The sequence below is a fragment of the Streptomyces sp. NPDC007157 genome (assembly GCF_040634235.1).
GTDB lineage: Bacteria > Actinomycetota > Actinomycetes > Streptomycetales > Streptomycetaceae > Streptomyces.
Map to the genome: position 1 here is coordinate 454,066 of NZ_JBEYFE010000003.1, position 26,087 is coordinate 480,152.

The window sequence follows — 26,087 nt, forward strand, 5'->3', positions numbered from 1 at the left end:
ACTACGCGCTGTAAGGTTGTGCCATGGCTGGCACAGGTTCCCGCGGCAGGGCGGAGCGGCGCAGCGCGGGAGAGCTGGAGAGCGAGGTGCTGGCAGCCCTGTGGGCGACCGAACGCCCCTTGACCCCGGCCGAGATCCAGTCCGAGATCGGCGGCGGACTCGCCTACAACACGGTCCACACCATCCTCAAGCGGCTGTACGACAAAGGACTGGTGCTGCGGGACGCCGACGGGCGGCGCGGCGCCTACCGGCCGGCGAAGAACGCGGCCGAGCTGACCGCCGAGGCCATGCACGAGGCCCTGGACCGGGGGCCCGACCCGATCGCCGCCCTCCAGCAGTTCGTGTCCGGGCTGAGCGCGGAGGAGGAGCGGGCGCTGCGCAACCTGTTCGCCGGGGGCAGCGCATGAGGTACGACGTCTACACCCCGCTGCTGGTGTCCCTGCTGCTGCCGTCGGTCAGTCCGCTGATCGGCCGCCGGGTGGCCCCGGCCCTGGCCGCACGCGTGTTGACCGCCACCGCCGCACTGACCGCCGCCGCGACCACCTGGTCCCTGGTGCTGCTGACCACCGCCCTGCTGGGCGACGCCCCGCCGGTGATCCGGGAGGCCCGCGAGGACGGCCGCCCGCTGACCGACCCGGTGCCCGAGGTGATCGGCCTCGCCGCCTGTCTCGCGCTGGCCGTGGTGGGGTGGCGGGTACAGCGGGCGGTGCGCGCCGAGCGCCGGACCCGGCGGGCGCTGCGACGGCTGTGCGAGGGGCATCCGGGGGACACCGAACTGGTGGTGGCCGCCTGCGAGGTGCCGCAGGCGTTCGCGATCCCGGGCCGGCCGGGCCGGATCCTGGTCACCTCGGCGATGCTGAGCGCGCTGGCACCGGCGGAGCGGCGGGTGCTGCTGGCTCATGAACGGGCCCATCTGACGCACCGGCACGGCCGCATGGTGACGGCCGTGACCCTCGCCGCGGCCGCCAACCCGCTGCTCGGCCCGGTCCGGGCGGCCGTGACCTTCCTGGTGGAGCGGTGGGCTGACGAGCAGGCGGCGACCGACGTCGGGGACCGCGGGACCACCGCCCGGGCGCTGGCCCGGGCGGCGCTCAGCACGGGCCGCGCCCGAACGGCGTGCGCCCTGAACTTCACGGACCGCGCGGTCACCCGCCGGGTCGCGGCGCTCCAGACCAGCCCGCCGCCCTCCCTGTGGCCGGCCGCCGCGGCCGTACTCGCACTGGGCGCACTGGCAGCGGTGTTCGCGGCCGACGCGACCGGCGATCTGGTGGGGCTGCTGCTCAACGCGCTCACGTGAAGCGCGCCTTCAGGGGCTTGGGGAACCGCGCGACCAGCCGCGACGGCGGCGCGGACGGCCGTGGTGGAGTACCGGTCGGCTGTGGCTGATCGCGCAGTTCCCCGCACCCCCGGAGAATCGGGGCGCTGACGCTCAGGACGGTCGGGTCGGTGACCGGTGCGGCGGCTGCTGCGGGGTCGGCCCGGGACGGACCGGCGGCACCGCACGTACCGCGGGGTTGTCGGTGCTGACCGTGACCGGCTCCCCGTGGTGGTGGACGGTGAGCGGCGGGCCGTCGAGGAGGGTGTAGGTCGCCTTGTCGGCGCCGATCTCCACACGCAGTCTGCTGCCCCGCAGTTGCAGATTGAAGGCGAGACGGCGCAGCCGCTCCGGCAGCCGGGGGGCGAACCGGGCCCCGTCGTCGTAGTGGCGCATCCCGCCGAAGCCGGCCACCAGCGCCATCCAGGTACCGGCCAGCGAGGCGATGTGCAGTCCGTCGCGGGTGTTGTGCTCCAGGTCGTCGAGGTCCATCAGCGCGGCCTCGGCGGTGTAGGCGTGGGCCAGCGTCAGATGCCCGGCCTGGGCGGCGACGACGGCCTGGCAGCAGGCGGAGAGGGAGGAGTCGCGCACGGTCAGCGGCTCGTAGTAGGCGAAGTTGCGGGAGATGTGCTCCTCGTCGAAGTAGGCTCCGCAGGTGTACATCGCCAGGACCAGGTCGGCCTGTTTGACGACCTGTTTGCGGTAGAGGTCGAAGTAGGGGAAGTTCAGCAGCAGCGGGTACTGCTCGGGGCTGGTGTTGGCGAAGTCCCACCGCTGGTAGCGGGTGAACCCGGCGTGCTGTTCGTGGACGCCGAGTTCGTGGTTGTAGGGGACGTGCACGGAGTCGGCGGCGTCCCGCCAGGCCGCGCTCTCCTCCGCGTCGACACCGAGCCGCGCCGCCTGCCGGGGGTGGCGTTCGACCACGTCGGCGGCGGCGAGCAGGTTCGCCCGCGCCATCAGGTTGGTGTAGGTGTTGTCGTCGGCGACCGCGCTGTACTCGTCGGGGCCGGTGACGCCGTCGATGTGGAAGGCGCCGCGGCTGTCGTGGTGGCCGAGCGAGCGCCACAGCCGGGCGGTCTCCACGAGCAGCTCGACGCCGGTGTCCCGTTCGAAGTCGGTGTCGCCGGTGGCGGCGACATAGCGGACCACCGCGTCGGCGACGTCGGCGTTGACATGGAAGGCCGCGGTGCCGGCCGGCCAGTACGCCGAGCCCTCCGAGCCCGCGATGGTCCGCCAGGGGAACGCGGCCCCGTCCAGGCCCAGTTGGGTGGCGCGTTCACGGGCGGCCGGCAGGGTGTTGTAGCGCCAGCGCAGCGCCTCGGCGACGGCGTCGGGGGCGGTGTGGGTGAGGACGGGCAGCACGAACATCTCGGTGTCCCAGAAGGCGTGCCCGTCGTATCCGGAGCCGGTCAGCCCCTTGGCGGGTATCGCGCGCTGTTCGGCGCGGGCCCCCGCCTGCAGCACATGGAAGAGGGCGAAGCGGACGGCCTGCTGGACCTCCTCGTCGCCGTCCACCTCCACGTCGGCGCGGGACCAGTAGTCGTCCAGGTAGCCACGCTGGTCGTCGGCGAGCCCCTGCCAGCCCTCGTGCGCGGCGGCCGCCAGGGCCGCGTCCACCTGGTCGGCCATGGCGGGCAGCGAGCGCACCCCGGACCAGCCGTGGGCGACGAACTTCTCCACCCGCAGCCGCTCCCCCGGCTCCAGCACGGAGGTGACGGTCAGCCGGGCCACGTCGGTGTCGCTCTCGGCCTGTGTGGTGGTCCCCCCGGGACCGGCGACCGTGTGGTCGGCGGCGACCGCGACCCGCAGGCCGCTGCGCCGGGTGCGGTGCACCAGGCGCAGCCGGCGCCCGGAGGCGAAGTCGTCCTCCTGCTCCAGCGGTGACTCCAGCGCCACCGCGGCGCGCGGGTCGCCGTTGGCGCCGGGCAGCTGCTCGTTGGCGACCAGCTCGGACTGGATCACGATCCGGCAGCGCCGGTCGACGGCCTCGACCTCGTAGGCGACGGCGGCCACCGCCCGCTGGGTCAGCGACACCAGCCGGGTGGAGCGCACCCGCACGGTGGACCCGGCCGGCGAGGTCCACTCGCAGGTCCGCTCCAGCACGCCCCGGCGCAGGTCGAGGACCCGCTCATGGGTGACCAGCCGGCCGTAGCGCAGGTCGAAGGGCTCGTCGTCCACGAGCAGCCGCAGGATCTTGCCGTTGGTGACGTTGATGACGGTCTGCCCGGACTCGGGGTAGCCGTAGCCGGCCTCGGCGTACGGCAGCGGGTGCACCTCGTGCACGCCGTTGAGGTAGCTGCCGGGCAGGCCGTGCGGCTCGCCCTCGTCGAGATTGCCGCGCCAGCCGACATGCCCGTTGGACAGCGCGAACACCGACTCGCTCTGCGCGAGCACGTCGAGGTTGAGGGCGGTCTCGCGGACCGCCCAGGGCTCCACGGCGTACGACCGGTGGGTGATCACTCCTTGCCTCCCAGCTCGGCGAGGTCCGTCACGACGGTGTCCGCGCCGTGTGCGTACAGGGCGTCCGTCTGGCCGACGCGGTCCACGCCGACGACGTACCCGAAGCGGCCGGCGCGACCCGCGTCCATGCCGGCGAGGGCGTCCTCGAAGACGGCGGCGTGGGCGGCCTCGACACCGAGGTCGTGGGCGGCGGCCAGGAAGGTGTCCGGGTGCGGCTTGCCGGGCAGATGGCGCTCGGCGGCCACCACCCCGTCGATGCGGACGTCGAAGAAGTGCTCGGCGCCGATCGACCGCAGCACGTCACGGCAGTTGGCGCTGGAGGAGACGATGGCGGTGCGCAGTCCCTGCGCGCGGACCGCCTCCAGGTAGCGCAGGGTGCCGTCGTAGGCCTCGACGCCGTCGGTGCGGATCTTCTCCAGGAGCAGTTCGTTCTTGCGGTTGCCGAGGCCGTGCACGGTGGCGGCGTCCGGCGGGTCGTCCGGGGTGCCCTCGGGCAGGTGGATGCCCCGGGAGTCCAGGAAGGCGCGGACCCCGTCGGCGCGGGGGCGTCCGTCGACGTACTCGTCGTAGTCGGCGACCGCGTCGAAGGGCCGCTGGCCGTCGTAGCCGCGCAGGAAGGCGTCGAAGGTCTCCTTCCAGGCCGCCGCGTGCACGACGGCCGTCTTGGTGACGACCCCGTCGAGATCGAAGAGACAGGCCTGGATGGTGTCGGGCAGACCGAGTGCTGTCATGTCCGGCATCTTCCCCACCAGGCGGCTTCCAGGGGGTGGTACACACCACATCCCGGGCCTGATGTCACACTTTTTGCGTGCCGCTGACTTTCGACGACCTCCTCGACCGGGCCCGTTCACTCACCGGACGCGGTCCGCGCGCGATCCTCGGCATCGCGGGCAGCCCCGGCGCCGGCAAGACCACGCTCGCCGAGCGTCTGGTGCGCGAGCTGAACGGCTCCGGCGAGCCGTGGGTGGCGCAGGTGCCCATGGACGGCTTCCATCTGGCCGACGTCGAACTGGACCGGCTGGGCCTGCGGGACCGCAAGGGCGCGCCCGCGACCTTCGACGCGGCCGGGTACGCGGCGCTGCTGCGGCGGCTGCGCGAGGACACCGGCGAGGTGGTGTACGCGCCGGGCTTCGAGCGGGTCCTGGAGCAGCCGCTGGCGGGCGCGATCCCGGTACCGCCGACCGCCCGGCTGGTGGTGACGGAGGGCAACTACCTGCTGCTGGCGGAGGAATCCTGGGCGCGGGTGCGGCGGGCCCTGGACGAGGTGTGGTTCTGCGAGATCGACGAGGCCGAGCGGATACGGCGACTGGTCGCCCGGCACGAGGAGTTCGGCAAGGCGCACGAGCATGCGGTGGCCTGGGTGGCGGGCACCGACCAGCGCAACGCCGACCTGGTCGCGGCGACCCGGGACCGGGCGGACCTGGTGGTCCCGGAGGCGGCGCTGCCCACGCCGTAGCGCCCCAAAGGGGCGCTGGGGGTACCCCCGGCCGAAGGCTGGGGGAGGAACTTCGCGACCAGCCACGACGGCGCAGCAGCCGTACGACGGCACGGCACGGCACGGCACTTGCGGCGGAGCGCTCAGCAGCCGGTGACGGCGAGCCCGGGATCGCCGTGGGCGTCCGCGGTCTCGATGACGGCCGTGAACGCCTCGGTGTGCACGGTCAGATCGCCTTCGAACGACGGCGTGAACGCTCCGCCGGGCCCGTACCGTACGGCGAAGACGTGCAGGTGCTCCGGTGCGCCCGGCGCCAGTTCGGCCTCGTACGCCGTGGAGGTGACCAGGTGGCGCCAGCCCTCGTCCGGGTTGCCGTAGCCGCGCGGGTCGGCGGCGAGCGCGAACGCGGCCTGCTCCTGGGTGAGTTCGGAACGGGCGTCGAAGTGGTCGGCGCCCTGCTGTGCGGGGTGGGTGAGGCGCAGCGCGCCCGCGGCGGCGATCTCGCCCTCGGCGACGCGGCGCACCCGGTCGCCGTCGTCCGCCGCGTACGGCAGCCCGGCCAGCAGGTACGGCGTTCCGTCGAGGCGCTCCAGGGCCACCGTCACCCACAGCCGGGTGCCGTCCGTGACGTACAGGGAGCGCACGTGGCGCAGCACGTGGTCGCGGCCCACGACCGGCTTGCTGACCAGCTTGGCGGCCAGGCCGTCGGCGCGCACGTCCCGGACCCGGACCTCGCCCATCGGCCGGCAGTACAGGAAGCCGTCCAGGACCGGGCCGAAGCCGTGCTGCCGGTTCACCGCCGCCGGGAGGTGGTAGGTGCCGGCCGCCTCGATCAGTGCCGGGGTCATCCGGTGGTCGAAGGCCACCGAGACGGTGCCCGCGCGGAGTTGGTGGCGGGCCGGGACGGTCGAGGGGGTGCGGTGCCAGGGGGTGGTGTCCTGGATCTGCCAGACCAGCATCCACGCGAAGTGCCCGTCGACACCGCCGTCCGCCTTGACCGCGTGCCGGCCCCAGTTGGTGTCGCCCCGGTAGCGGCCCAGGTCGGAGCCGATCCTGGCACCGAAGTAGCGCAGCCCCAGGACGGACTCGAAACCGGAGTGCTGTTCGCTGTAGCGGGGGCCGCCGTTGTCGAAGCCGCCGCCCGGCAGACGGGCGTCGAGGTAGCGGGCGAGGGCGTCGCCGTCCTCCGCGAACATCGCCTCGCCGCTGATCCGGTGGGCCTGGGCGAGGAAGGACAGGGAGATCGGGCCGTAGTTGTTGTCGTAGGCGCCGCCGTGCTCGGGGGGCAGCAGGGCGCCCCGGTCCAGGACACGGTGGGCGCGGATCCTGTCGGTGTACAGGGCCAGCGCCCGCCCGCGGACCTGCTCGCCCTCCCCGGCGGGAAGGTGGCGGGCCAGCATCAGTCCGCCGACCACGCACCCGATCGCCTGGTTGCCGGCCTCCTGCGGGTTGAAGAAGGTGGCTTCGGTCAGCCAGCGCCAGTAGCCACGGCCCACCTCGGTCAGCGCGGTGCGCTGTTCGTCGTCGACCAGGCCGTCCGCGAGGTCGAGGACGTTGACGGCCTGGAGCAGCGCCCACACCGTGCTGGGCCAGTCCCCGATCGGGTGCGCGCCCGGCGCCAGGACGTAACGGGCGTACGGGAGTCCCGAGTCGCGGACCGTCAGGTTCGGATAGCCGGGGTTGTCCTCCGTGTAGACGCGCTCGCGCAGGTGGAAGGCGAGGCTGCGGTGCACGGCCTCCGGCAGCCGCGGGTCCTTGGCGCGCTGCCAGGCGAGGGCCAGCAGCGAGGTGACGCCGAGGGAGGTGTCGCCGATGTCGTCGTCGGCGTCGGGGTGTTCGAGGTTGCCCTCGGGCGTGAGGCGGGCCAGGGCCTGCTCCACGACGTCGGCGAGGACCGCGTCGTACGCCTCGGGAGTGGACGGCAGGTCGTGCAGCGGGCCGAGCTGGCGTGGCAGGTGCATGGGTGGATCAGCCCTTCATGCCGGTGGTGGCCATGGCGTGGTTCGTCAGGGTCGGACGACAGGCGGGAGACGGCGGGCGCGCAGTGCGACGGTCAGTGTCTGAGGGCCGTGCCCGCCGAGGTAGACGCGGTTCCCGGTCGTCGCGTCGGTGCCGCCCACCACGGTGTGGTCCTGACCCGGGTCGTACCGTAGTAGGTCGCTCCGGTCCGGCCCGGCGAGCGGCTCGCCCGCCTCGACGTCGGCCTCGACCCGGATCTCGTCGTCACCGACCCGGTAGGTCATCGGCCCGGCCGTCAGGCACCAGCGTCCGTCGCCGATCGGTACGGCGCCCGCCGACACGCCGCCCGGCCGGAAGGTCAGTTCGAGGGCCCAGGGCACCCGTGGTCCGCTGATGTCGATCCGCAGGTCGGCGCCGTCCTCCCGCAGATCGGCTTCGACGCGGGTCGTGTGGGAGACCTCGTCCCGAGGCCGGTCCGGGAAGGCCATCGCGGCCGAGAAGCGTCCCTCGTCCGCCATGCGGTAGGCGCCGTCGTCCCGTCGCCGGTCCGGCGGGAGCGGCTGGTAGTAGGCGGCTGTCAGGGTTTCGGTGAGCCGGAACCGGTTGTCGCCGAGCTGTTGCATGCCGGCGGCGCGGAACGGGCCCAGGTCGAAGAAGCCCCGTGAGAGGCGGACCGCGTCGAGGACGGCGTCGCCGGCGAACAGGCGCAGGAAGGTGGGATTGCAGGCGAGGCCCGAGCGGATGCGCCGGTGCTCGGGCACGTCCGAGCCGCCGTACAGGACGCTGTGCGCGGTGGCGGAGGCACGTGCGGCAAGGCGCGCCGTGGCGATGTACCGGTCGCGGGAAAGGGGTTCCGGTGCCGGTGGCGGCAGCACGCGGCACAGGTCGGGGGTGAGGATGGTCTCGGCGAGCAGGTTGGGGTCGTCGATGCCGCCGGCGGCCGCCAGCCGCGCCGCCCGGCTGAAGTCGCGTCGGCCGGAGCGGATCGCGAGCAGCCGGTAGTGCGCCAGGTAGGGCGCCAGCGGGAACGGGTGGTTCTGGTCCTGCCGTCGCGAGTGGACGGTCTCCACCGTGCCGTCCGGTCTGATGAGGTCCAGGGTCGCGGTGAGGTTGCGTTCGACGGCGTCCCACAGGTCGGTACGGCCGAGGACGTCGGCCAGGAGCAGCAGCGACGGGTTGGACACGTGGGCCGCGTAGTTGGCGCTCCGCTCCGAGTACAGGCCCTCCGCGTCGATGTCGACGCCCTCGGCGAGCCACGCGTCGACGCGGTCGAGCAGCCGGCTGTCCGGGAACGACCGGTGCAGCCGGGCCAGCGCCGCGCACAGCTCCCAGCGGTGGTTCGGGGTGTGCACCCCACCGGTCAGGAGAGCGCCGGCGGCGGCGCCGGCGATCTCGGCGAGCGCGGCCGTGACGTCGCGCAGTTCCGGTCCCGCGCCCGCGGCGAGGACGTGCGCGTCGCACACGTCGTTGACGGTGAACGCGGAGTCCGGCGGTGACTGCACGTTGTCGCCGCCGGCGAAGAGTCCGGTGCCGGTCTGCGCGGCCCGCAGGGCACGTAGGTGGGTCATCGCGGCGGCGACGACCTGCCTGCTGCCGTGCAGCGCCGAGTCCGGGGAACGGTACGCCGCGACCATGGTCTTCACCCGGCGTGCCAGAGCACGGTGGGTCACACCGGCGGGTTCCTCGTCGGGGCCGGCCGCCGGCGGGCCGGCCAGCCGGTCGGCGGCGCGTGCCACCGCGCGGACGAACTCGTGGTCGAGCGGGATGGTCACGGTCAGTCCTTCAGACCGGCGTTGATGTCGGCGCCCATGACGTAGCGCTGGAAGACCAGGAAGATGACGATCAGCGGGATCATGGAGATCACCGACGCGCCGAGCAGGACCGACCAGTTGATGTTCTGCGCGCCGACGATGCTCTGGATGCCGATCTGCACGGTGAACTTGTTGGGGTCGTTCAGCATCAGCAGCGGCCAGATGTAGTCGTTCCAGCGCCACTGGAAGGACAGGATGGCGAGCGTCAGCATGATGGGCCGGGAGAGCGGCACCATGATCCGCAGGAAGATCGACAGTTCGCGGGCGCCGTCGATGCGTGCGGCTTCCACGAGTTCGTCGGGAACCGTCAGGAAGAACTGGCGGAACATGAAGCACCCGGTCGCGGTGAGCACGGCCGGGAGGATGATGCCGGCGAACGAGTTGTAGAGGCCGAGGTTGCGGACCACCAGGAACTCGGGGGCGAGCATGACCTCGCCGGGCAGCATCGTGGTGGCCAGGATGCAGATGAAGAACGCCTTGAGCCATTTATTGTCGTACTTGGCCAGCGCGTACCCGGTGCAGCAGCTGACGCCCACCGTGAGGATCGTCGTGATCACGCACACGAGGGTCGTGTTGATGAAGTACTGGGAGAAGTTGGCACTGCGCCACGCCGTGAAGTAACCCGACAGAGTGGGGTGGTGCGGAACCAGCGTCAGCGGATAGGAGAACAGGTCCCCGGCCGGTTTGAGGGAGCTGAGGATGAACCACAGCACCGGCAGCCCGTAGAGGCACGCCAGGATCCACAGCAATGTCGTCGCGGGTACCGCCCGCCGGAGCCCACCACTGCTCGCCCCGCGGGGCCGCTTTTTGGAAACGGCCCGTCCGGGGCCGGCGTCGGCCTTGCGTGGCATGTCTGTGGTTGTCATCGGTTCTCCACCCGCCGGTTGACGATCAGCTGGATGATCGCGACGGCCATCAGGATGAGCATGAGCACGAATGACGCGGCGCTCGCGTAGCCGATCTGGCCCCGTTGGAAGCCGGTCTGATAGATGTACTGGACAAGCAGGTTGTTCGACGTTCCGGGTCCGCCGTTGTTGAGGGAGACGAACACCGGGTATTCCTTCATCGCGTTGATCGTGTTGAGCAGGATCACGATGAACGAGGTGGGCGCGATGCTCGGCAGCGTGATGCTGATGAACTGGCGCCAGGGGCCGGCGCCGTCGAGCGAGGCCGCCTCGTAGTACGACACCGGCACGTTCTTGATCGCCGCGATGAACAGCAGCATCGAGAAGCCCGTCCAGGCCCAGGATGCCGCGAACACCACCACCAGCAGCGACAGGTCGGCATTCGACTGCCACGGAACGGCGTGCCCGCCGAACTTCTCGATGATGTAGTTGACCAGTCCGAAGTTCTCGCCGAACAGCCACCGCCACAGGACACCCACGACGATGGGCGACAGCAGCCACGGGACGAAGAAGATGACACGGGCGACGGACGCGCCCTTGGCGTGCTTGCTCACCAGCAGGTTGGCGGCGAGCAGGGAGAGCGCGAAGTTCAGGGGAACGAAGAGGACGGTGTACAGCAGCGTCCGGGTCAGCGCGTCGTAAAAAGCGGAGTCCCCGAACAGGTTGTGGTAGTTGTCCAGTCCGACAAACTGGAACGCCCCCACGCCCGTGTAGTTCGTGAAGGAGTAGACGAGCCCGATCACCGCCGGCCACACGAAGAACAGCGCGAAGAGCACGACATTGGCCGCGATGAGGACGAGCGGCGCGAGAATGTAAGTGCTGCGTCGTCGCCTGGGCGGGCTCACGGACACGTCCGCGGCGCTTTTTGTCATCTTCCTGACTTCCGTGCTGGTGGATGGATTGCGTTGGGCTCACGCCGTGAGCCCGGCATCACGTGGGCGGCCAGGGCCCGGGCGGCGGTGTCTCGACCCGCCGCCCGGGCCCTGTGGCCTACGATCCGCTGCCGACCGCCTGGTTGTAGCCGTCCACGATGTTGTCCAGGGCCTTGTCGACCGACTGCTGGCCGTTGATCGCCTTGCCCAGCTCCGTCTTGGTCGGGTCGGTGGCGAGGCTCTTGCCCTTCAGCACCCAGTTCGTCTGCGCGCCGTTGAAGTAGCCCGAGATCGGGGCGTACAGCGGGATCTCCTCGTTGTACAGCTTGAACGCCGCCTGCGCCGCCGCGGAGGTGAAGGGGTACTTCGGGCTCAGACCGCTCTCGACCGGGAGGAACCCGGAGGTCTCGACCAGCTCGGTGTACTGCTTCGGCTCGTACACCCAGGACAGGAACTTCTGCGCGGCGGTGGCCGCGGCGCCGTTGTTGTTGAAGCCCACCATCATGCCGCCGCTGTTGACGTCACTGGCCTGCACCGGCTGGGCGGGAGTCGGGACGCTCGCCCAGTCGAACTTCTTGATGCTGTCGGCGAAGGAGGCGACCTGCCACACGCCGGACCAGTAGGCGACCACGTCACCGCTCTGGAACATGGCCGACGGGTCGGCGCCGCTGGTCCACACCGACTTCGGCATGGTCTTGTCGTCGTTGAGTCCGACGAAGTACTTCACGGCCTTCTTGGTCGCGGCGTCCACGGAGAACTTGCCGGAGGAGTCCGCGTGGACGTACTGCCCGCCCATCTCGTACACCATGGCGCGCAGCCGGGACGGCGACTGGTCGAACGTGAGGGAGTACTTGGCGCCGGTCTTCTCCCGGACCTTGTTCGCCGCCGCGATGAACTCGGTCCAGGTCCAGGTCTTCTGCGGCGAGGTCGGGACGGTGACGCCGGCCTTCTTGAACAGCGTCTTGTTGATGAACAGGCCGGACGCGGTGACGTCCGAGGGGATGGCCAGCACCTTGCCGGACGAGTCCTTGGCGAGGAAGTTGGCGTTGATGTTGTTGCTCTTGTCGTTGGCGATGGAGCTGAGGTCGATCAGCTTGTTCGACCAGATCGGGTCAAGGGCCGGCACGTCGGCAACATCCGGCAGCGAGTTCGCCTGCGCGGCGTTGTGCAGCTTCGTCGGGTAGCCGTCGTAGGGAATGTTGACGAGCTTGACGTCGACGCCGGCTTCCTTCTTGTACTGCGCCACCAGCTTCTTCCAGCCCGCGTCCTGCCCCGGAACCGTGGAGATCCAGAACGTCAGCGACTTGGAGGTGCCGCCCGAGCCGGATCCCGACCCGCAGGCGGAGAGCAGCAGGGCCCCTGCCGCGGCCACGGCAGCGAGAGGAACCAGACGGCGTATGCCGCCGCGGCCGAGTCGGCGAGAGCGCCGCACACCCACACTGGTCATCTTCAATCCCTTTTTCGTCGTAGCGGAAGAAGCACGGCGCCTGCCGAGGCGGCACGGGTGCATTTTGCGGGAGATTTCGCTTTCCGGGGGCACGGCCTCGCCCGGCCGTGTCGCCTTGACGGGTGGGGTTCCCGGCCATGACGGCCGGCGTCGCACAAGCACGCCCTCGTGCGGCTGCCGTACTTCGCGTACGGGCTGAAGGCTCACCCGGAGTCGGCGTCCCGGCCGACTTAGAAAGCGCTTGTCCGGACATTGGCAGACCGATCAGGAAGCCGTCAATCCTTCACCTGCACGCCTTCGGTCACGTTTTGGACTCCCTTGGCCACGGCGAGCCGGGCGGCACCCACTACCGTACCGAGATCGCCGATCTGGCTGCTGACCACCTCGGTGGGCCAGCTCAGCCGCCCCAGCTCGGCCCGCACACCTGGCAGGACCTGGGGATCCGCGCCGGTGCTGCCGCCGAGCACGATCAGCCCCGGGTCCAGCACGGCGGCCACGGCGGCGGCCAGCCGGCCCACGTCGGCGGCGTGCCGGGCGACCAGGCCGCGGGCGGGCTCCCGGCCCTCGGCGGCCAGCGCGAAGAGCCCCTCGGCGGTCCGGGGGCGCGGCCCGTCACCGGCCCGCCAGGCCTCGGCGGCCCGGCGCAGCAGGGCCTGCGAGCCGACGTAGGCCTCCAGGGCCTCCTGGCGGGGCTCCCGGTCGTCGTCCCAGGGGTAGGGCAGCCGGGCCAGCTCACCGGCCGCGCCGTTGGCGCCGCGCAGCACCTGGCCGCCGATGACGATGCCCAGACCGATACCGACGCCGATCCGCAGGTAGCCGAAGGTGCGGCGGCCCCGGGCGGCGCCCTCGTGGAGTTCGGCGAGGGCGGCGCAGTTGACGTTGTTCTCCAGGTGGACCGGGACCCCCGGCGGCAGGGCGACCGAGACCGCGTCGAAGACGGGGCCGGCCTTGGCGGTCGCGGGGCGCATCCCGGTGCCCGCCAGGTCGGGGGCGGTGACGTCACCGATCGCGACGACGATGGCCCGCAGCGGGGCGCCCGCGGGCAGCGCGGCCAGGGCCTCCCGGACGGCGTCGGCGGCGCGGGGACGGGGCGTGTCCGCCTCGGCGAGCAGCGTGCCGTCCAGGGCGCAGCCGCGCACCCGGGTGCGGGCCGGGCCGAGGTCGACGGCGAGGACCGAGCCGGAGGCGGGCCCGAGGCCGTAGACGGCGGCGGAGCGGCCGGTCCCGCCGGACGCGGTGCCGGAGTGGGTGGCCAGCCGGGCCCCCTCCAGCTCCGCGACGGCGGCGGAGACCGTCGGCTTGGACAGGCCGGCGAGGCTCGCGAGCTGCGGCCGGGTGGCGCTGCCGGCCTGGGCCAGCACGGCGAAGACCGCACCGGCGCTCTCGGTGAGCCGGGGGGCCTCAGTCACGACGTGTTCCACAGTTCCCCCAGGGGTCAGGGGCCGCGCTCCCCCGGGTGTCGCGGGATGCGGCGATGCGGTGCCCTTGTGCCGCGCGGTTCTGACCTCGACAGCGTCCGTTGATCGAGTCCGCGGCAACTCTTGACGCACTGTACTTCGTTAGTTAACTTCCTAACGAAGTACACGGTACTCGCCTGCCGTGCTCCGCAAGAAGCCCGTCCCGGGGCTTCCCGACTTGCTCAACTCCTGTTCGGCCAGGCACGGTTCGCCCGCCGTCGCAGCACAGTGCCAGGCTCTTCGGCGCTGTTCGCCCAGACGACGAAAGAGGATCCGTGCAGGACACTCCTTCTTCCCCACTCGTGATCGGCATCGACGTGGGGGGCACCAAGACCCATCTCCGCGCACTCACCGGCGCGGACCTGGTCGCCGATCACGTCCGTTCGAGCAGCGGCTGGCGGCCGCACGACCCGGCCGCCGCCGCCCGCTGGCTGACCGCGCTGGTCCACGAGGCCCTGCCGGCCGGTACCCGCCCCGCCGCCCTGGCCGTCGGCGGGCACGCCTGTGAGACCCCCCGCCAGTGCGCCCAGATCACCGCCGCGCTGCGCGACTTCCAGGAGACACCCGTCCTCGTCGTGGGCGACGCCGAGCTCCTCGTCCCCGCCGCGGGCCTGGACAAGGGCGTCGGCCTGGTCGCCGGCACCGGTTCGGTGGCCGTCGGACGGCACGCCGACGGCAGCCCCGTGCAGGTCGGCGGCTGGGGCGCGGTCCTCGGCGACGCGGGCGGCGCCGCCGGACTGGTCCGGGACGCCGCCCGCGCCGTCTGGGCCGCACACGACCGCGGTGAGGCCCCCGACGCGCTCGCGACCGGACTCGTCGCCTCCTTCGGGGTGGCCGAGGTACCCGCACTCGGCGCCGCGCTGGAGGGCGCCTCCGACGTCTCCGCCGAGTGGGGCCGGCACGCCCCGGTGCTTTTCGCCGCGGCCGACGCGGGCTCCCGGCTCGCCGCCGACGTGATAGCCGACGGCGGCCGCGCTCTCGCCGGCCTCGTGGTCCGGCTCGCCGCGCGCGGTCTCGCCGTGGACGACGTGGTGGTCGCGGGCGGCACGATCCTCTCCCAGCCACGCCTGTACGACGCCTTCGCGGCCGCGCTCGCCGAGGCCGTACCCGGGGCGCGGCCACAGCGGTTGCGACTCCCGCCGGTCGAGGGCGCGGTGGCGCTGGCACGTTCGATCCTGTGAGAAACCCGTCCGCCACCCGTCCGGTCCCGCGCGCCTGGACCACGGGCTGTTCGACGCTGCGAACACGCTGGTCCAGGCCTGTTCTTCCGGTGAACCACCGGGCCGACCACCGGGGCGCCGTTCAACTCCGGGTCATGTGACGGTCGTCGGACCATGACCGCCGGGACACGAACTCGCCCTAGAACTTCGCTCGTTCAACACTTTTCCCACGCGAACCCACACGCTCACGCAGCTCTGAAGCATCGCCGTCCGCGTGAACTCCCCCAGACCTCAAGAGAGGCACACCCATGCCGTCATCTGCCGGGCACCACACCTCCGCACCGGCCCGCGGACTCGCCGTCGGCCGACGGGGATTCCTGAAGACCTCGCTCGGCGCCTCGGCGGGTGTGCTGGCGGCCCCGACGTTCGCCGGCTGGCTCGCCGCCGCGGACGCCAAGGCCGCGACCGCTCTCGCGTTCGTCGACGACTACAAGACGAACATCAGCACCAACCTGACCGCCGACACCAACGCGGTGGTGCGCATCCTCGGCGGCTTCGCGCGGGTGTGGAAGACCGGTTCCGCCTGGAACACCGGTACCGTGCTGCGCGCCGACGTCCTGCGCGACAACATGCGGTACTGCGCCAAGATCACGCGGGGGCGCTCCGCCGCCGAGGCGAAGAAGGCGTTCGTCTACGACCGCCAGCACCAGAGCTACGCGATGATCGCCGGCCTCGGCCCGCTCGCGGACCTGTACAAGGCAGGCTCGCTCGCGGTCACCTCGATCACCGGCGCCCCCGACGGGACGCCCGCGACCACCATCAACGACGCCGTCCCGGCCGACGCCCCGGCGGGCTCCGCGCTCGGCGCCGGCTCGCACGACTCGGCGCTCGGCAAGGTCGCCGAGCTGGTCGACACCGTGCGCGGCAACTACGCCTCCGGCAACCCCTCCAAGTACGCCTACCAGTACCCGCGCCCGTGGCGCATGAACGAGGACAGCGAGGTCGTCGACACCGGCAGGACCGACGCCTACGGCTTCCCGGTCTACGACTCCGAGGTGGTCGTCGCCCCGCAGCTGCTGCGCCAGCGCAGCACCTCCCCGGTCGACGACGGCGGCTTCCCCTCCGGCCACACCAACGCCTTCCACCTGGCGGGCCTCGCCTACGCCTACGCGGTGCCGGAGCGCTTCCAGGAGCTGGTCGCCCGCGCCCTGGAGCTGAGCGACACCCGCATCATCGCCGGTATGCACAACACGGTCGACGTGGTCGGCGGCCGCATCATGGCCACCGCCCTGGCCGCCGCGACCCTCGCCGACCCGGTCAACGCCGCCCTCAAGGCCGCCGCCCGCGCCCAGGCCCTCGCCTACTTCGAGGCGCGGACCGGCGCCGGCGCCGACACCCTGTACGCCTACGCCCACTCGGCCGGCACCGCCACCGACCCGTACGCCGACCGCGCGGCCAACGAGCGCGCGGCCACCCCCCGGCTGACGTACGTCCTGCGGCGACAGGGCGGCGACCAGCCGCTCACCGTGCCCAAGGGCGCCGAGGTGCTCCTGGAGACCCGTCAGCCCTACCTCACCGCCGACCAGCGCCGCGAGGTGCTGCGCAGCACCGCCCTGCCCGCCGGCTACGTGCTGCTGGACGGCGTCGAGCAGTGGGGTCGCCTCGACCTGTTCGCCGCGGCGGACGGCTACGGCGCCTTCGACACGGACGTCACGGTCACCCTGGACGCGGCGGCCGGCGGCTTCTCGGCGGCCGACAGCTGGCGCCACGACATCGACGGCCACGGCGGTCTGACCAAGCGTGGCACCGGCACGCTGACGCTGACCGGCGGCAACGGCTACCGCGGCGGCACCGTGGTGGCCGGGGGCACCCTGGTGGCCGCCTCGGACCAGGCGCTGGGCCGCGGCGACGTCCGGATCGAGGCCGGCACCCTGCGGGTGGCCGGGGACCTGTTCGTGCGGGGGACGTACACGCAGGACGCGGGCACCTTGCAGGTGACGCTCGGCCAGGGCCGCGGGGCGCCGCTCCAGGTGAAGCACCTGGCCGTGCTCGGCAGGGGCAGCACGCTGTCGCTGGAACTCGACATCGAGCACCCGCCGGCCGCGGGCCGCACCCTCCCGGTGCTCGACGCTCCGCGACTGCGCGGACAGTTCGACCACATAGAGCTGAACTCCGACAAGCTGCGGGCCGTACCCGTGTACACGGCAGACGGTCTGTCGGTACGACTCGTGAAGCGGTGACGCGCCCGGTGGCGGGAGCGATGCGAGAGTGGGGCCCATGATCCTGCTCCTGATCGCTCCCGTCACCGCGGGCCCGGCGTCCCCGCGGGGCGGATGATGGCAAGCGAACAGCAGTCGGTCCTCGATCCCGGCGCCCTCGGTGCCCCCGCACCCACCCCACGGCCGGCCCCCGCGGCGCGGCTCACCGCCGCCCTGCGCGCCCGGCGCCGGTGGCTGGTGCCGGTCCTGGTGGTGCTGCTGCTCGCCCAGATGGCGGTCGCGATGGTGACCAGCGCCGTCGAGCAGACACCCACCATCGACGAGCCGGTCTACGTGGCCGCGGCCACCGACTACCTGCACGAGCACCGGCTGCGCTACAACCCCGAGCACCCGCCGCTCGGCAAGCTGATCGTCATGGCCGGGATCGCGGTCGCCGACCCGCACTACGACCCGTCGTACCAGGGCGACCAGGGGCAGGTGGGCCGGCATCTGCTGTACGCCTCGGGCAACGACCCCTGGCGGCTGATGCTGTGGGCCCGGCTGCCGGTGATCGCGCTGACGCTGCTGTTCGCCCTGGTGGTCTTCGCCTTCGCCCGGGAGGTCCTCGGCACGGCCGCCGGGCTCCTCGCGCTCTCCCTGTACTGCTTCTCCCCCGACCTGATCGCGCACGGCTCGCTGGCCACCCTGGACGTGCCGTCGGCCGGGTTCGTGCTGACGTCTGTCTGGCTGCTGTGGCGGGCGCGGCGCCGCCCTGGGCTGTATCTGCCCCTCGCCGGGGCCGCGTTGGGCGCGGCGGTGGCGACGAAGATGAGCGCGCTGCCCGCGCTCCCGCTGCTGGCCGCCCTGGCGGTGCTGTCGGTGTGGGGCGTACGCCCCGGCCGGGTGCGGCGCGCGGTCACGGCGGCGGCGGTGGTGACGGTGACGGCGGTCGCCGTCGTGTGGCTGTCCTATCTGGCCGTCGATCCCCGGCTGCGTTCCGTGTCCGCGGTGCCGGTCCCGGCGATCCACGGTCCGCGGGGCCTGCTGATCGGTCTGATGCCCTTTCCGCACGCCTACCGGGACGGCATGCGCCTGCAGTTCGGCCTGGAGGACTATCCCTGGCAGGGCTATCTGTTCGGGCACCTCTACACCGGCTCCCGCTGGTACTACCTGCCGGCCGCCCTGCTGGTGAAGACCCCGCTGGGGATGCTGGCGCTGTGGGCGGCCGGCGCGGTCGCGGTGATGGCGGTGCGGCGGCTACGGCCGGCCGCGCCGTACGTGCTGCTGCCGCCGGCCGTGCTGCTGGTCTCGGCGATGACCGGGTCGCGGGACTTCGGGACGCGGTACGCGCTGTTCATGCCGATGTTCCTGGCGGTGGGCGGCGCCGCGGTGCTGGCCGTGCGGTGGCGGTGGTCACGGCCGGTGGGCGGGGCGCTGCTGCTGTTCGTGGCGGTGAGTTCGCTGCGCACGTTCCCGTTCTATCTGCCGTACTCCAACGAAGCGTTCGGCGGTCCGGCGAAGACGCATCTGCGGCTGCACGACTCCAACGTGGACTGGGGCCAGGACCTGGGCCGGCTCGCCGACCGGCTGCGGGAGCGCTACCCGGGCGAGCGGGTCTGGCTGGTCTACAAGGGCAGTGGCATCCCCTCTTACTACGGCATCCACGCCACCGATCCCCGCACGGTGCCGCCCCGCGAGGTGCACGGGCTGCTGGTGGTCTCGGACTCGTCGGTCGCCAAGGCACGGGGGCGGCTGGCCGCGCTGATCGACAGCAGCCGTGCCGTCGACGACGTCGGGCATTCCATCACCGTCTACCGGCGGTGACCGCCGGAACCCCGGTGCCCGACTCGCACGTTGCGCGTTCGGCCGCCGGGGCGGTCGGACGGTCGGCACAACCCCTGGTCACCACGGTCCGTGAGCTATGTTGAGTCCTCGTGGGAGACAAAGGAGGCGCTTCGGTGCCATCGCCGCAGCAGGCTCGCGCCCAGGCGTCCGCGATCACCTCGGGCAAGACGGTGCCGGAGGCGGAGGCCGCGCCCACCTCCCAGCTCCGCGAACTCTTCGACGGCCCCCGGCTCTCCCCCGGCCAGCGGCGCATCGCCCAGTACCTGATCGACCACATCACCGAGGCGGCGTTTCTGTCGATCACCGACCTCGCCGAGCGGGTCGGGGTCAGCCAGCCGTCGGTGACCAGGTTCGCGGGCGCGGTCGGCTTCAGCGGGTACCCGGCGCTGCGCGAGCGGCTCCAGTCGATCGCGCTGCGCACCCTGGCGGGCGGCACCGGAGCCGCCACCGAGCACCGCAGCAACGAACTCCAGGCGGCCGTGGACGCCGAGATCGAGAACCTGGAGAACCTGCGCCGGGACTTCGCTGACCCGGACCGGGTGATCTGGATCGGCCGCGAGCTGTCCCAGTCCTCCCCGCTGACCGTGCTCGGGCTGCGCATCTCCGTCTCGCTGGCGGAGTACTTCGCCTACGCCGCCCGCCGTATCCATCCCGACGTTCGGCTGGTGACCCGGGGCGGAAGCGTGGCCTACGACGCGCTGCTGCAGTCGCGGGAGGCGGGGGGCACCTGGGTGCTGGCGTTCGGGATGCCGCGGCACGCGCAGGAGACGCTCACCGCGATCCAGGTGGCGCGGACCGCGGGTCTGCGGGTCGCGCTCGTGACCGACCTGGCGCTCGGCGCGCTGGCCGACGAGGCCGACGTCACCTTCAGTACCGGGATCGGGTCCCGTCTGGTCTTCGACACCTACGCGGCGCCCGGCCTGATGGCCGCCGCCCTGCTCCAGGCGATGACCGATGCCGACCCCGAGCGCACCCAGGCGCGCCTGGAGGAGTACGAGCACGTCGCCGAGCAGCACCAGTTCTTCCTCAAGGACTGACCCCGGGGCCCGGCGCACCGGCCGCCCCTCCCCGCTTTCCGCCGCAGGAGCCCGTAGCGGGACCATTCACCGCAATTCACGCATGAATGTTTTCATACGTCTTGCAAACCGGTCGGCATATATAAATACTGCTCACGGATCACCCCCGGCACACTCCGGGCACGGTCCGCACCGAGGACGCACCGCTCGCACCCGCCCCGAGAAAGCCGACGGACCGCCCATGCGCACGCAGCACCACCCGCAGTGCCGGCGGCCGACGCCCGGGGTCCCTGCACGGACACCTCCAGCCGCCGTCTCCTACCCGCGTCGGCGCCCGGGGTGTTCGAACGGGCATCGCCTGCGCGATTCGCCCGCGGCGGCTCCGGCCATCCCCTAGGCCGGAGCCGCCCAGACATCCGTCGACCACCCTTCCCGACGCCGCACCCCGGAAGCGATGATCATGACCCTGACGACGACCACCCGCATCAGTCCCGACTGGCCCTGCCAGGTCAAGACGCCGGGCAGTTACGACTGGGAGCGCTCCGCCACCAAGTGGCTGCGAGAGCTGGTGCCGGCCCGCTACGCCAGCTATCCGGCGCTGATCCGGCACCCGGTACTGCTCGCTCGGCACGCGCAGATCCAGGTCCAGCACGAGATCCGGGTGGCCCGCACGGCACTGCAGACCGCACGGGCCGAACTGCCTGTACTGGGGCTGCCGGAGTCGGTCATCGAGCACACCATCAAGCTGTACGCGGCGGAGGTGCTGCAACTCCAGCACATCGCGCGCAGCGTCCGTGCGGTCACCGAGGCGCTCGTCGGGCACAGTACCGGCCGCTGACCGTTTCACTTCGAGTCCGTTTCGAGGATGCACAACTCCTTCACTGATCTGGCACGGGTGTGATCGGATACCCCTTCCTGTGCCATGCTCGATCCGTGACGAGCGAGCAAGCGCCGACGGTCGGCACCGGGGCCGGCGCCGAGTCGGCGGACCTTGCCAAGGTGGTGTCCCGGCAGCGCGCCGAGCTGGACCGGCTGCGGGACCAGGCGGCCGCCTCCGCCGTGGTGGAGCGGGCCACGGGCGCCCTGATGGCCACCACGGGCTGCTCCCCCGACGCCGCGCACGAGGCGCTTGCGCAGCGGGCCCGGGCGGGGAACCGCACGCTGCTGGAGGAGTGCTGGCTCGTCCTCGGCACCCTGATGCCCGCCGCGCCCCCGGCCGCCGACCCCGACACCGAACCGCCCGCCCCGGTGGAACGCCGCAGGTCGCCCACCCCGCCCGGCACCGCCGAGACGCTCGGCCGCCTCGGCAAGGCCCTGGTACGCGTCGGCTCCCCGCAGGAACTGGCCGGCGCGCTGCTCGACCAGCTGGCGCCCGGGACCGGCGCCGACGCGGTACTGCTGTACCGGCGGCTGCCCGGCCAGGGACTCGAACTCATCGGGTACGCCGGTGTCGACGCGTCACTCGCCGCCCGGTGGCGCCGGGTACCGCCGCTGAACGGGTTCGCCCCGCTGGAAAGCCTCAAGACCGGTGAGCCCCTCTGGCTGGAGCACTTCGCCCGGGACCGGCAGGAGTACCAGCTCATCGACGAGCCGCCCGGTCGCTGGCTGTCCCGGGCCTGGCTGCCGGTCACGACCGGGGACGCGACCGGTGTGACCCTCGGTGTGCTGCGCCGGCACGGCGCGGTCTTCGATCCCGCGGAACGCGAGCTGCTGCGGGCCGTCGCCCGGCTGTGCGCCGGCCGGCTCACCTCTCTCGGCACCCCGGCCGAACCGCCGGCCTCGGACTTCTCCCGGACGGTGCAGACGGTGCTGGACGCGCTGCCCGGAGCGGCGGTCCTGCTGACCCCGCTGCGTACCGCCATCGGGGAGGTCGAGGACTACCGCATCGAGGCGGCCACCCCGAACGCCGTCGACATCCTCGGCCGCACCGGCCGCGAGCTGGTCGGCGCGCACATCCTGGAGAGCTATCCCTCCGTCGCCGGGGAGTCGCTGTGGCAGGGGTATCTCAAGGCGCTCGACGGAGAGCCGTACGAGGGTGAGCCCTTCATCCACGAGGAGGTCGTCGCGGGCACGACCGTGCGGGCCGCCTACTCGGTACGGGCCACGCGGCTCGGCGACGGGCTGCTGGTGACCTGGCTGCGGCACGACATGGAGGGGCGCCAGGAACAGCGCCTGGCGGACATGCAGCGGCTGGGCAACCTCGGCTGGGTGAACTGGAACCTGATCACCCGTCAGGTCAACTGGTCGTCCCAGGTGTACACGATCCTGGGCCGCGACCCGGGACGCGGAGCGGTCGCGCTCGACCTGCTGCCGGACCTGGTGCTGCCCGAGGACGCCCACGCGCTGGCCCGCGCGGTCGCCGAACTCGCCCGCAGCGGCGGGTCGTTCGACGTCCCGTTCCGCATCAGGACCGGCAACACGGTACGGCATCTGCGAGCCGTCGCAGAGGGGGTGACCGCCGCGGACGGCATGGTCGTCGAGGTGCACGGCTTCGTCCAGGACCTCACCGCGCAGCGCAGTGCCGAACTCGCCCTGGTGGACAGCGAGCGGGCGATCCTGATGCAGCGCGGCATCCTGGAGGCCGAGCGCGCGCTGGCCACCCGACTCCAGCACGCGCTGCTGCCGCTGCCCAGCGGGCCGGTGCGGCTGTGCGGGCTGCGGGTCGAGGTCGCCTATCTGCCCGCGCAGGCGGGGGTACACGTCGGCGGCGACTGGTTCAGTGCCATCGAACTTCCCGACGACTCCGCGCTGTTCGTCGTCGGCGACGTGGCGGGCCACGGTATCGACGCCGTCGCGACGATGGCCCAGCTCCGGTTCACCGCCAAGGGCATGGTGACCACCGGCTCCTCGCTGACCGGCGCCCTCGCCCGGCTCAACTTCCTGCTCCTGCACTCGCGCGACAGCCAGTCCACCGCGACCCTCGTCCTCGCCCGGTACCAGCCCGCCGAGCGCCGGCTCGTCTGGGCCCAGGCGGGTCATCTGCCGCCGCTGCTGGTGCGCGCGGGCGAGGTCCGGCGGCTCGACCGCCCCGACGGCATGCTGCTCGGGGCCTCGACGGACCCGGTCTACGAGTCCGCCGAGTTCCAACTGGAGCCGGGCGACCGGCTGCTGCTGTACACCGACGGCCTGGTGGAGCGGCTCGGCGAGGACATCGACCTGGGCCTGGCCCGCCTGGCCGAGGCCGTCCGCACCCCCGAACCCGGGTCCCTGGACGCGCTGCTCGCCGCGATGCTGGCGGGCGAACGGCGGGACGACGTGTGCGTGGTGGACATCCGGGTGCCGACGGCGGACGAGGAGTAGCGGAGCGGCAGGCCCGGGATGCGGGAGCCGTTCATCGGCATGGCCGTCGCCCGGCGTTCCAAGGCGTCCGCCGGACCGGCCGACGGGATCGGTCACCGCGCTCTGCGGCCCCGCTCAGCCGTCCGTCGGGCTGGTGCGCGACTCCAGGGCGCGGCGGGTGTCGTCGCCGTAGACGCCCCGCTCGTCCCCGCTGATCCCGTACCAGATCTGGAAGCGTTCCACGGCCGCGGTGAGGGCGGCGTCGTACGTTCCGCCGGTCGAGCCGTCGCGGTACACGTCGGGGATGCGCAGCAGGCGCTGCTCCAGGTCGACGACCTCGGGGCCGGTGTCGCCCGCGCGGAGGGTGCCGGCGCCGTCGGGATCGGTGGAGGTGTCCGAGGCGGGCGGGGTGGTGGCCGGTGCCGTGGTGGCGGACGGGGAGGGCTGGGCGGCCGAGGCGGTGCCCTCGCGGCCGGGCAGCAGGAGTGCGCAGCCGAAGCCGACCAGGGCGGCCGCGCCGACGGCCACCGCGGCGGCGGCCCGGCGCAGTCCGGGGCCGAATCCGAAGGCGCCGGAGGAGTGGGCGCCGTGGCCGCCCCGCGCGGTGCGCGGACCGTCGACGACCGGCGGCAGCTCCTGGGTCTCGTCCTCCGTGCCGGCGTCGGGCCAGCGTTCCCCGTCGAAGGCCTCGAAGTCCGCCGGACCCGGCTGTTTCCCGGCCTGTTTGCCGGGCTGCCTGCCGGTCTCGGCCTGCCTGCCGGTCTGCTTGCCGGTCTGGTTACCGGCCTCTCTCGCCTTCTCGTCGGCCTCCGCCTCCTCCCGGATCTCGCGCATCAGCTCCGCGAGAGCGTCCAGTCGGCGGGGGCGCAGGACCCGGATCGGTTCCAGGACCGGCCCGCGGTGCGGTTGCTCAGGGTCGGGCGGTGTCGACACACTGCTCTCCTTCTACGTCCCGTGCGCACGGGTGTCCGCGATCCCCGAGAACACATACGGCAGGACCGGTCCACCGGTTCAGCCCGGGCAGGACCGGCGACACAGGAGTGCACTCAGTTCCCCGCGGGGTGTGCACTGAGTGCCATGAGGTGCGGTGGAGTGCTACGTTCGCGTCCATGAGCTCCAGCAGCACCGCCCCGCGCGCGAAGCCGCCCATGCGGGACGCCCTGGTAGCGGCGGCCTTCCGGCTCTTCCTGGAGCGCGGCTACGAGCAGACGACCGTCGACGACATCGTCGCCCTGGCCGGGGTCGGACGGCGCTCGTTCTTCCGCTACTTCCCCTCCAAGGAGGACGTGGTCTTCCCCGACCACGAGGGCTGCCTGGCCGACATGACCGCCTTTCTGGCGGCGAGCGACCCGGAGTGCGAGCCGGTGCGGCGGGTGTGCGACGCGGCGCGGCTGGTGCTGCGGATGTACGCGGAGAACCCGACGTTCTCGGTGCAGCGCTACCGGCTGACCAAGAAGGTCCCGGGACTGCGCGCCTACGAGCTGTCGGTGGTGTGGCGCTACGAGCGCGCGCTGGCCGAGTACCTGCGGGGCCGGTACGCCGGCCGCCCGGACGGGACACTGCGGGCGGACGTGGTCGCGGCGGCCGTGGTCGCGGCGCACAACAACGCGCTGCGCTCCTGGCTGCGTTCGGACGGCGAGGGCGACGCGGCGGCGACGGTCGACCACGCCCTCGGATATGTGCAGACCGCGTTCGGCACCGAGGCCGCCGGGCCCGCCGCGGGCGGGGTGTCGGCCGCGCTGTTCGGCGCCCCGGTGGAGCATCCGGACGACGTGGTCGTCCTGGTCTCCCGGCGGGACGCCCCGCTGTGGCGGGTGGTGCAGGAGATCGAGACCGCGTTCGGCCGTGCCTGACGGCCCTGGAATCCGCCGCCCTCCGCAGAATCCCCCCAAATTTTGGGGTACGCAGTGCCTTTACGACTGACACTGAGTGCCATACGCTGACGGCGTGCACGGTGGCACGGCGAACCGGGCACATGCGTGCGCGGCCGGGTCCGGGCACGCGGGATTCGGGTTTCCGGGCGAGCGCAGGGAGTTGACCAGCGTGTACCACCACTCAGCGAGCGCCGCGCAGTCGGCGGTCGGATTCGCGACGAGCGTTCTCGACCCCATGCCCGCGGACCACCGCCCCGCGGACCAGCACAAGGACGCCATCGTCTTCCAGCGCTGCACCTGGTGCGGCACCGCCACGTACCACCGGCTGCTGTGTCCGGTCTGCCAGGGCAGCGAACTGCGTACGGAGCGCAGCGAGGGCATCGGTACGGTCCGCCACTCCACGGTGGTGCACCGCAACACGCCCGCCGCGCGCAACGTCTCCCTGATCGAGATGGCCGAGGGGTTCGTCGTGCGGGGCCGGGTCATGGGCCCGCCGATCGGCATCCACAGCGGCGACCGGGTCAAGCTCTCCACGGCCAAGGACCCGGTGCGGGGCGAGCCGGTCTTCCAACTGCTCGACGAGCCGTACCGGGCCTGGAGCTGACGGACCGAAATCCGCTTGCACGGCAGCCGGCGGCCTGGCGAGCATGCGTCCATGAGTGATGAATCGGCCCAGGTGGAGGCGGCGATCGCGGGCGAGCTACGGCTCATGGACCCGGAGGTGCGCGCCTCGCGGGAACTCGCGGGCGAGCTGCTCGACCCGGAGTTCGTGGAGGTCGGCGCGTCCGGCCACCGGTACACGTACGAGCAGGCGCTCGGCGGACTCCCGGACCGGACCGGCGCCTCGAAGGGCGGCCCACGCTACGAGCCCTCCGGCATGACCGGGGTGGTACTCGCTCCCGGTCTGGTGCAGCTGACCTTCGAGGCCCGCCTCGGCGACCGCCGCACCCGGCACAGTTCGCTGTGGCGCAGGCGCGACGGGGAGAGCGGCTGGCGGATGTACTACCACCACGCCACGGTCGTGCCGCCCGGCGTCGAGTAGCGCGGGGTGCCC

General features: G+C 72.5%; 21 protein-coding genes. 12 read left to right on the forward strand and 9 right to left on the reverse strand.

Translation table 11 applies throughout. The features are described 5' to 3' along the window. The first annotated feature begins 23 nt into the window (after positions 1-23). Both ABZ642_RS07560 and ABZ642_RS07565 read left to right on the forward strand, forming a co-directional pair. A complete protein-coding gene (locus tag ABZ642_RS07560) occupies positions 24-407 on the forward strand; it encodes a BlaI/MecI/CopY family transcriptional regulator (RefSeq protein WP_360478651.1) in 384 nt (127 codons plus the stop codon). Further along, positions 404-1,297, forward strand: coding sequence for a M56 family metallopeptidase (locus ABZ642_RS07565; protein ID WP_360478654.1), 894 nt, complete (start codon positions 404-406; stop codon positions 1,295-1,297). Before ABZ642_RS07560 ends, ABZ642_RS07565 begins: the two co-directional genes overlap by 4 nt. Positions 1,298-1,429: 132 nt before the next feature. Here ABZ642_RS07565 and ABZ642_RS07570 read toward each other — a convergent pair whose 3' ends face one another. Both ABZ642_RS07570 and ABZ642_RS07575 read right to left on the reverse strand, forming a co-directional pair. Continuing rightward, entirely contained in the window at positions 1,430-3,775 is a 2,346-nt protein-coding gene (locus ABZ642_RS07570) for a glycosyl hydrolase family 65 protein (RefSeq protein WP_360478657.1), read from the reverse strand. Next, positions 3,772-4,506, reverse strand: coding sequence for a beta-phosphoglucomutase family hydrolase (locus ABZ642_RS07575; protein ID WP_360478660.1), 735 nt, complete (start codon positions 4,504-4,506; stop codon positions 3,772-3,774). The genes ABZ642_RS07570 and ABZ642_RS07575 overlap by 4 nt, the downstream gene beginning before the upstream one ends. Before the next feature lie 77 nt (positions 4,507-4,583). Here ABZ642_RS07575 and ABZ642_RS07580 point away from each other — a divergent pair, with 77 nt between their 5' ends. Beyond that, a complete protein-coding gene (locus ABZ642_RS07580) occupies positions 4,584-5,231 on the forward strand; it encodes a nucleoside/nucleotide kinase family protein (protein ID WP_360478663.1) in 648 nt (215 codons plus the stop codon). A gap of 122 nt (positions 5,232-5,353) precedes the next feature. Here ABZ642_RS07580 and ABZ642_RS07585 read toward each other — a convergent pair whose 3' ends face one another. The 6 genes from ABZ642_RS07585 to ABZ642_RS07610 all read right to left on the reverse strand — a co-directional run bounded on the left by ABZ642_RS07585 (position 5,354) and on the right by ABZ642_RS07610 (position 13,613). Beyond that, positions 5,354-7,171 carry a hypothetical protein gene (locus ABZ642_RS07585; RefSeq protein ID WP_360478666.1) on the reverse strand — a complete coding sequence of 606 codons (1,818 nt, stop codon included), beginning with the start codon at positions 7,169-7,171 and terminating at the stop codon, positions 5,354-5,356. A gap of 45 nt (positions 7,172-7,216) precedes the next feature. Beyond that, positions 7,217-8,941: a hypothetical protein gene (locus ABZ642_RS07590; protein ID WP_360478669.1), complete on the reverse strand. Its 1,725-nt coding sequence runs from the start codon at positions 8,939-8,941 to the stop codon at positions 7,217-7,219. A 2-nt stretch (positions 8,942-8,943) separates the two neighbouring features. Further along, entirely contained in the window at positions 8,944-9,846 is a 903-nt protein-coding gene (locus tag ABZ642_RS07595) for a carbohydrate ABC transporter permease (RefSeq protein ID WP_360478672.1), read from the reverse strand. Next, the gene (locus ABZ642_RS07600) at positions 9,843-10,757 is read right to left on the reverse strand and encodes a sugar ABC transporter permease (RefSeq protein ID WP_360478674.1); all 915 of its coding nucleotides are present in this window, start codon (positions 10,755-10,757) and stop codon (positions 9,843-9,845) included. Before ABZ642_RS07600 ends, ABZ642_RS07595 begins: the two co-directional genes overlap by 4 nt. A 118-nt stretch (positions 10,758-10,875) precedes the next feature. Then, positions 10,876-12,204, reverse strand: coding sequence for an extracellular solute-binding protein (locus tag ABZ642_RS07605; RefSeq protein WP_360478677.1), 1,329 nt, complete (start codon positions 12,202-12,204; stop codon positions 10,876-10,878). A gap of 275 nt (positions 12,205-12,479) precedes the next feature. Beyond that, complete coding sequence (locus tag ABZ642_RS07610; protein WP_360478680.1) at positions 12,480-13,613, reverse strand: ROK family transcriptional regulator; 1,134 nt, start codon at positions 13,611-13,613, stop codon at positions 12,480-12,482. A 323-nt stretch (positions 13,614-13,936) separates the two neighbouring features. Here ABZ642_RS07610 and ABZ642_RS07615 point away from each other — a divergent pair, with 323 nt between their 5' ends. From ABZ642_RS07615 to ABZ642_RS07640, 6 genes are all read left to right on the forward strand, one after another. Next, on the forward strand, positions 13,937-14,842 hold the full coding sequence (locus ABZ642_RS07615) for a BadF/BadG/BcrA/BcrD ATPase family protein (protein ID WP_360478683.1): 906 nt from the start codon (positions 13,937-13,939) through the stop codon (positions 14,840-14,842). Between the two features lie 287 nt (positions 14,843-15,129). After that, positions 15,130-17,061, forward strand: coding sequence for a phosphatase PAP2 family protein (locus ABZ642_RS07620; protein ID WP_360478686.1), 1,932 nt, complete (start codon positions 15,130-15,132; stop codon positions 17,059-17,061). A 93-nt stretch (positions 17,062-17,154) separates the two neighbouring features. Next, positions 17,155-18,843: a phospholipid carrier-dependent glycosyltransferase gene (locus tag ABZ642_RS07625; RefSeq protein WP_360478689.1), complete on the forward strand. Its 1,689-nt coding sequence runs from the start codon at positions 17,155-17,157 to the stop codon at positions 18,841-18,843. A gap of 134 nt (positions 18,844-18,977) precedes the next feature. Then, positions 18,978-19,901 carry a MurR/RpiR family transcriptional regulator gene (locus ABZ642_RS07630; protein ID WP_360478692.1) on the forward strand — a complete coding sequence of 308 codons (924 nt, stop codon included), beginning with the start codon at positions 18,978-18,980 and terminating at the stop codon, positions 19,899-19,901. A 433-nt stretch (positions 19,902-20,334) separates the two neighbouring features. Then, on the forward strand, positions 20,335-20,718 hold the full coding sequence (locus ABZ642_RS07635; protein ID WP_360478694.1) for a hypothetical protein: 384 nt from the start codon (positions 20,335-20,337) through the stop codon (positions 20,716-20,718). Positions 20,719-20,813: 95 nt separating this feature from the next. Beyond that, complete coding sequence (locus tag ABZ642_RS07640; protein WP_360478697.1) at positions 20,814-23,180, forward strand: SpoIIE family protein phosphatase; 2,367 nt, start codon at positions 20,814-20,816, stop codon at positions 23,178-23,180. Between the two features lie 114 nt (positions 23,181-23,294). Here the strand turns inward: ABZ642_RS07640 and ABZ642_RS07645 are convergent, their stop codons facing one another. Next, a complete protein-coding gene (locus tag ABZ642_RS07645; protein ID WP_360478700.1) occupies positions 23,295-24,092 on the reverse strand; it encodes a peptidoglycan-binding protein in 798 nt (265 codons plus the stop codon). 176 nt (positions 24,093-24,268) lie between these two features. Here ABZ642_RS07645 and ABZ642_RS07650 point away from each other — a divergent pair, with 176 nt between their 5' ends. The 3 genes from ABZ642_RS07650 to ABZ642_RS07660 all read left to right on the forward strand — a co-directional run bounded on the left by ABZ642_RS07650 (position 24,269) and on the right by ABZ642_RS07660 (position 26,075). Continuing rightward, complete coding sequence (locus tag ABZ642_RS07650) at positions 24,269-25,012, forward strand: TetR family transcriptional regulator (RefSeq protein WP_360478703.1); 744 nt, start codon at positions 24,269-24,271, stop codon at positions 25,010-25,012. Between the two features lie 190 nt (positions 25,013-25,202). After that, on the forward strand, positions 25,203-25,637 hold the full coding sequence (locus tag ABZ642_RS07655) for a zinc ribbon domain-containing protein (protein ID WP_360478706.1): 435 nt from the start codon (positions 25,203-25,205) through the stop codon (positions 25,635-25,637). A gap of 51 nt (positions 25,638-25,688) precedes the next feature. Beyond that, on the forward strand, positions 25,689-26,075 hold the full coding sequence (locus ABZ642_RS07660; RefSeq protein WP_360478709.1) for a DUF4440 domain-containing protein: 387 nt from the start codon (positions 25,689-25,691) through the stop codon (positions 26,073-26,075). Positions 26,076-26,087: the final 12 nt, after the last annotated feature.

What these genes read in the sequence shown, in the direction of transcription:
- ABZ642_RS07625 (WP_360478689.1), top strand. Translation starts at nt 17,155, where the DNA reads ATGATGGCAAGCGAACAGCAGTCGGTCCTCGATCCCGGCGCCCTCGGT.
- ABZ642_RS07565 (WP_360478654.1), top strand. Translation starts at nt 404, where the DNA reads ATGAGGTACGACGTCTACACCCCGCTGCTGGTGTCCCTGCTGCTGCCG.
- ABZ642_RS07560 (WP_360478651.1), top strand. Translation starts at nt 24, where the DNA reads ATGGCTGGCACAGGTTCCCGCGGCAGGGCGGAGCGGCGCAGCGCGGGA.
- ABZ642_RS07605 (WP_360478677.1), bottom strand. Translation starts at nt 12,204, where the DNA reads ATGACCAGTGTGGGTGTGCGGCGCTCTCGCCGACTCGGCCGCGGCGGC.
- ABZ642_RS07575 (WP_360478660.1), bottom strand. Translation starts at nt 4,506, where the DNA reads ATGACAGCACTCGGTCTGCCCGACACCATCCAGGCCTGTCTCTTCGAT.
- ABZ642_RS07620 (WP_360478686.1), top strand. Translation starts at nt 15,130, where the DNA reads ATGCCGTCATCTGCCGGGCACCACACCTCCGCACCGGCCCGCGGACTC.
- ABZ642_RS07660 (WP_360478709.1), top strand. Translation starts at nt 25,689, where the DNA reads ATGAGTGATGAATCGGCCCAGGTGGAGGCGGCGATCGCGGGCGAGCTA.
- ABZ642_RS07650 (WP_360478703.1), top strand. Translation starts at nt 24,269, where the DNA reads ATGAGCTCCAGCAGCACCGCCCCGCGCGCGAAGCCGCCCATGCGGGAC.
- ABZ642_RS07635 (WP_360478694.1), top strand. Translation starts at nt 20,335, where the DNA reads ATGATCATGACCCTGACGACGACCACCCGCATCAGTCCCGACTGGCCC.
- ABZ642_RS07595 (WP_360478672.1), bottom strand. Translation starts at nt 9,846, where the DNA reads ATGACAACCACAGACATGCCACGCAAGGCCGACGCCGGCCCCGGACGG.
- ABZ642_RS07585 (WP_360478666.1), bottom strand. Translation starts at nt 7,171, where the DNA reads ATGCACCTGCCACGCCAGCTCGGCCCGCTGCACGACCTGCCGTCCACT.
- ABZ642_RS07600 (WP_360478674.1), bottom strand. Translation starts at nt 10,757, where the DNA reads ATGACAAAAAGCGCCGCGGACGTGTCCGTGAGCCCGCCCAGGCGACGA.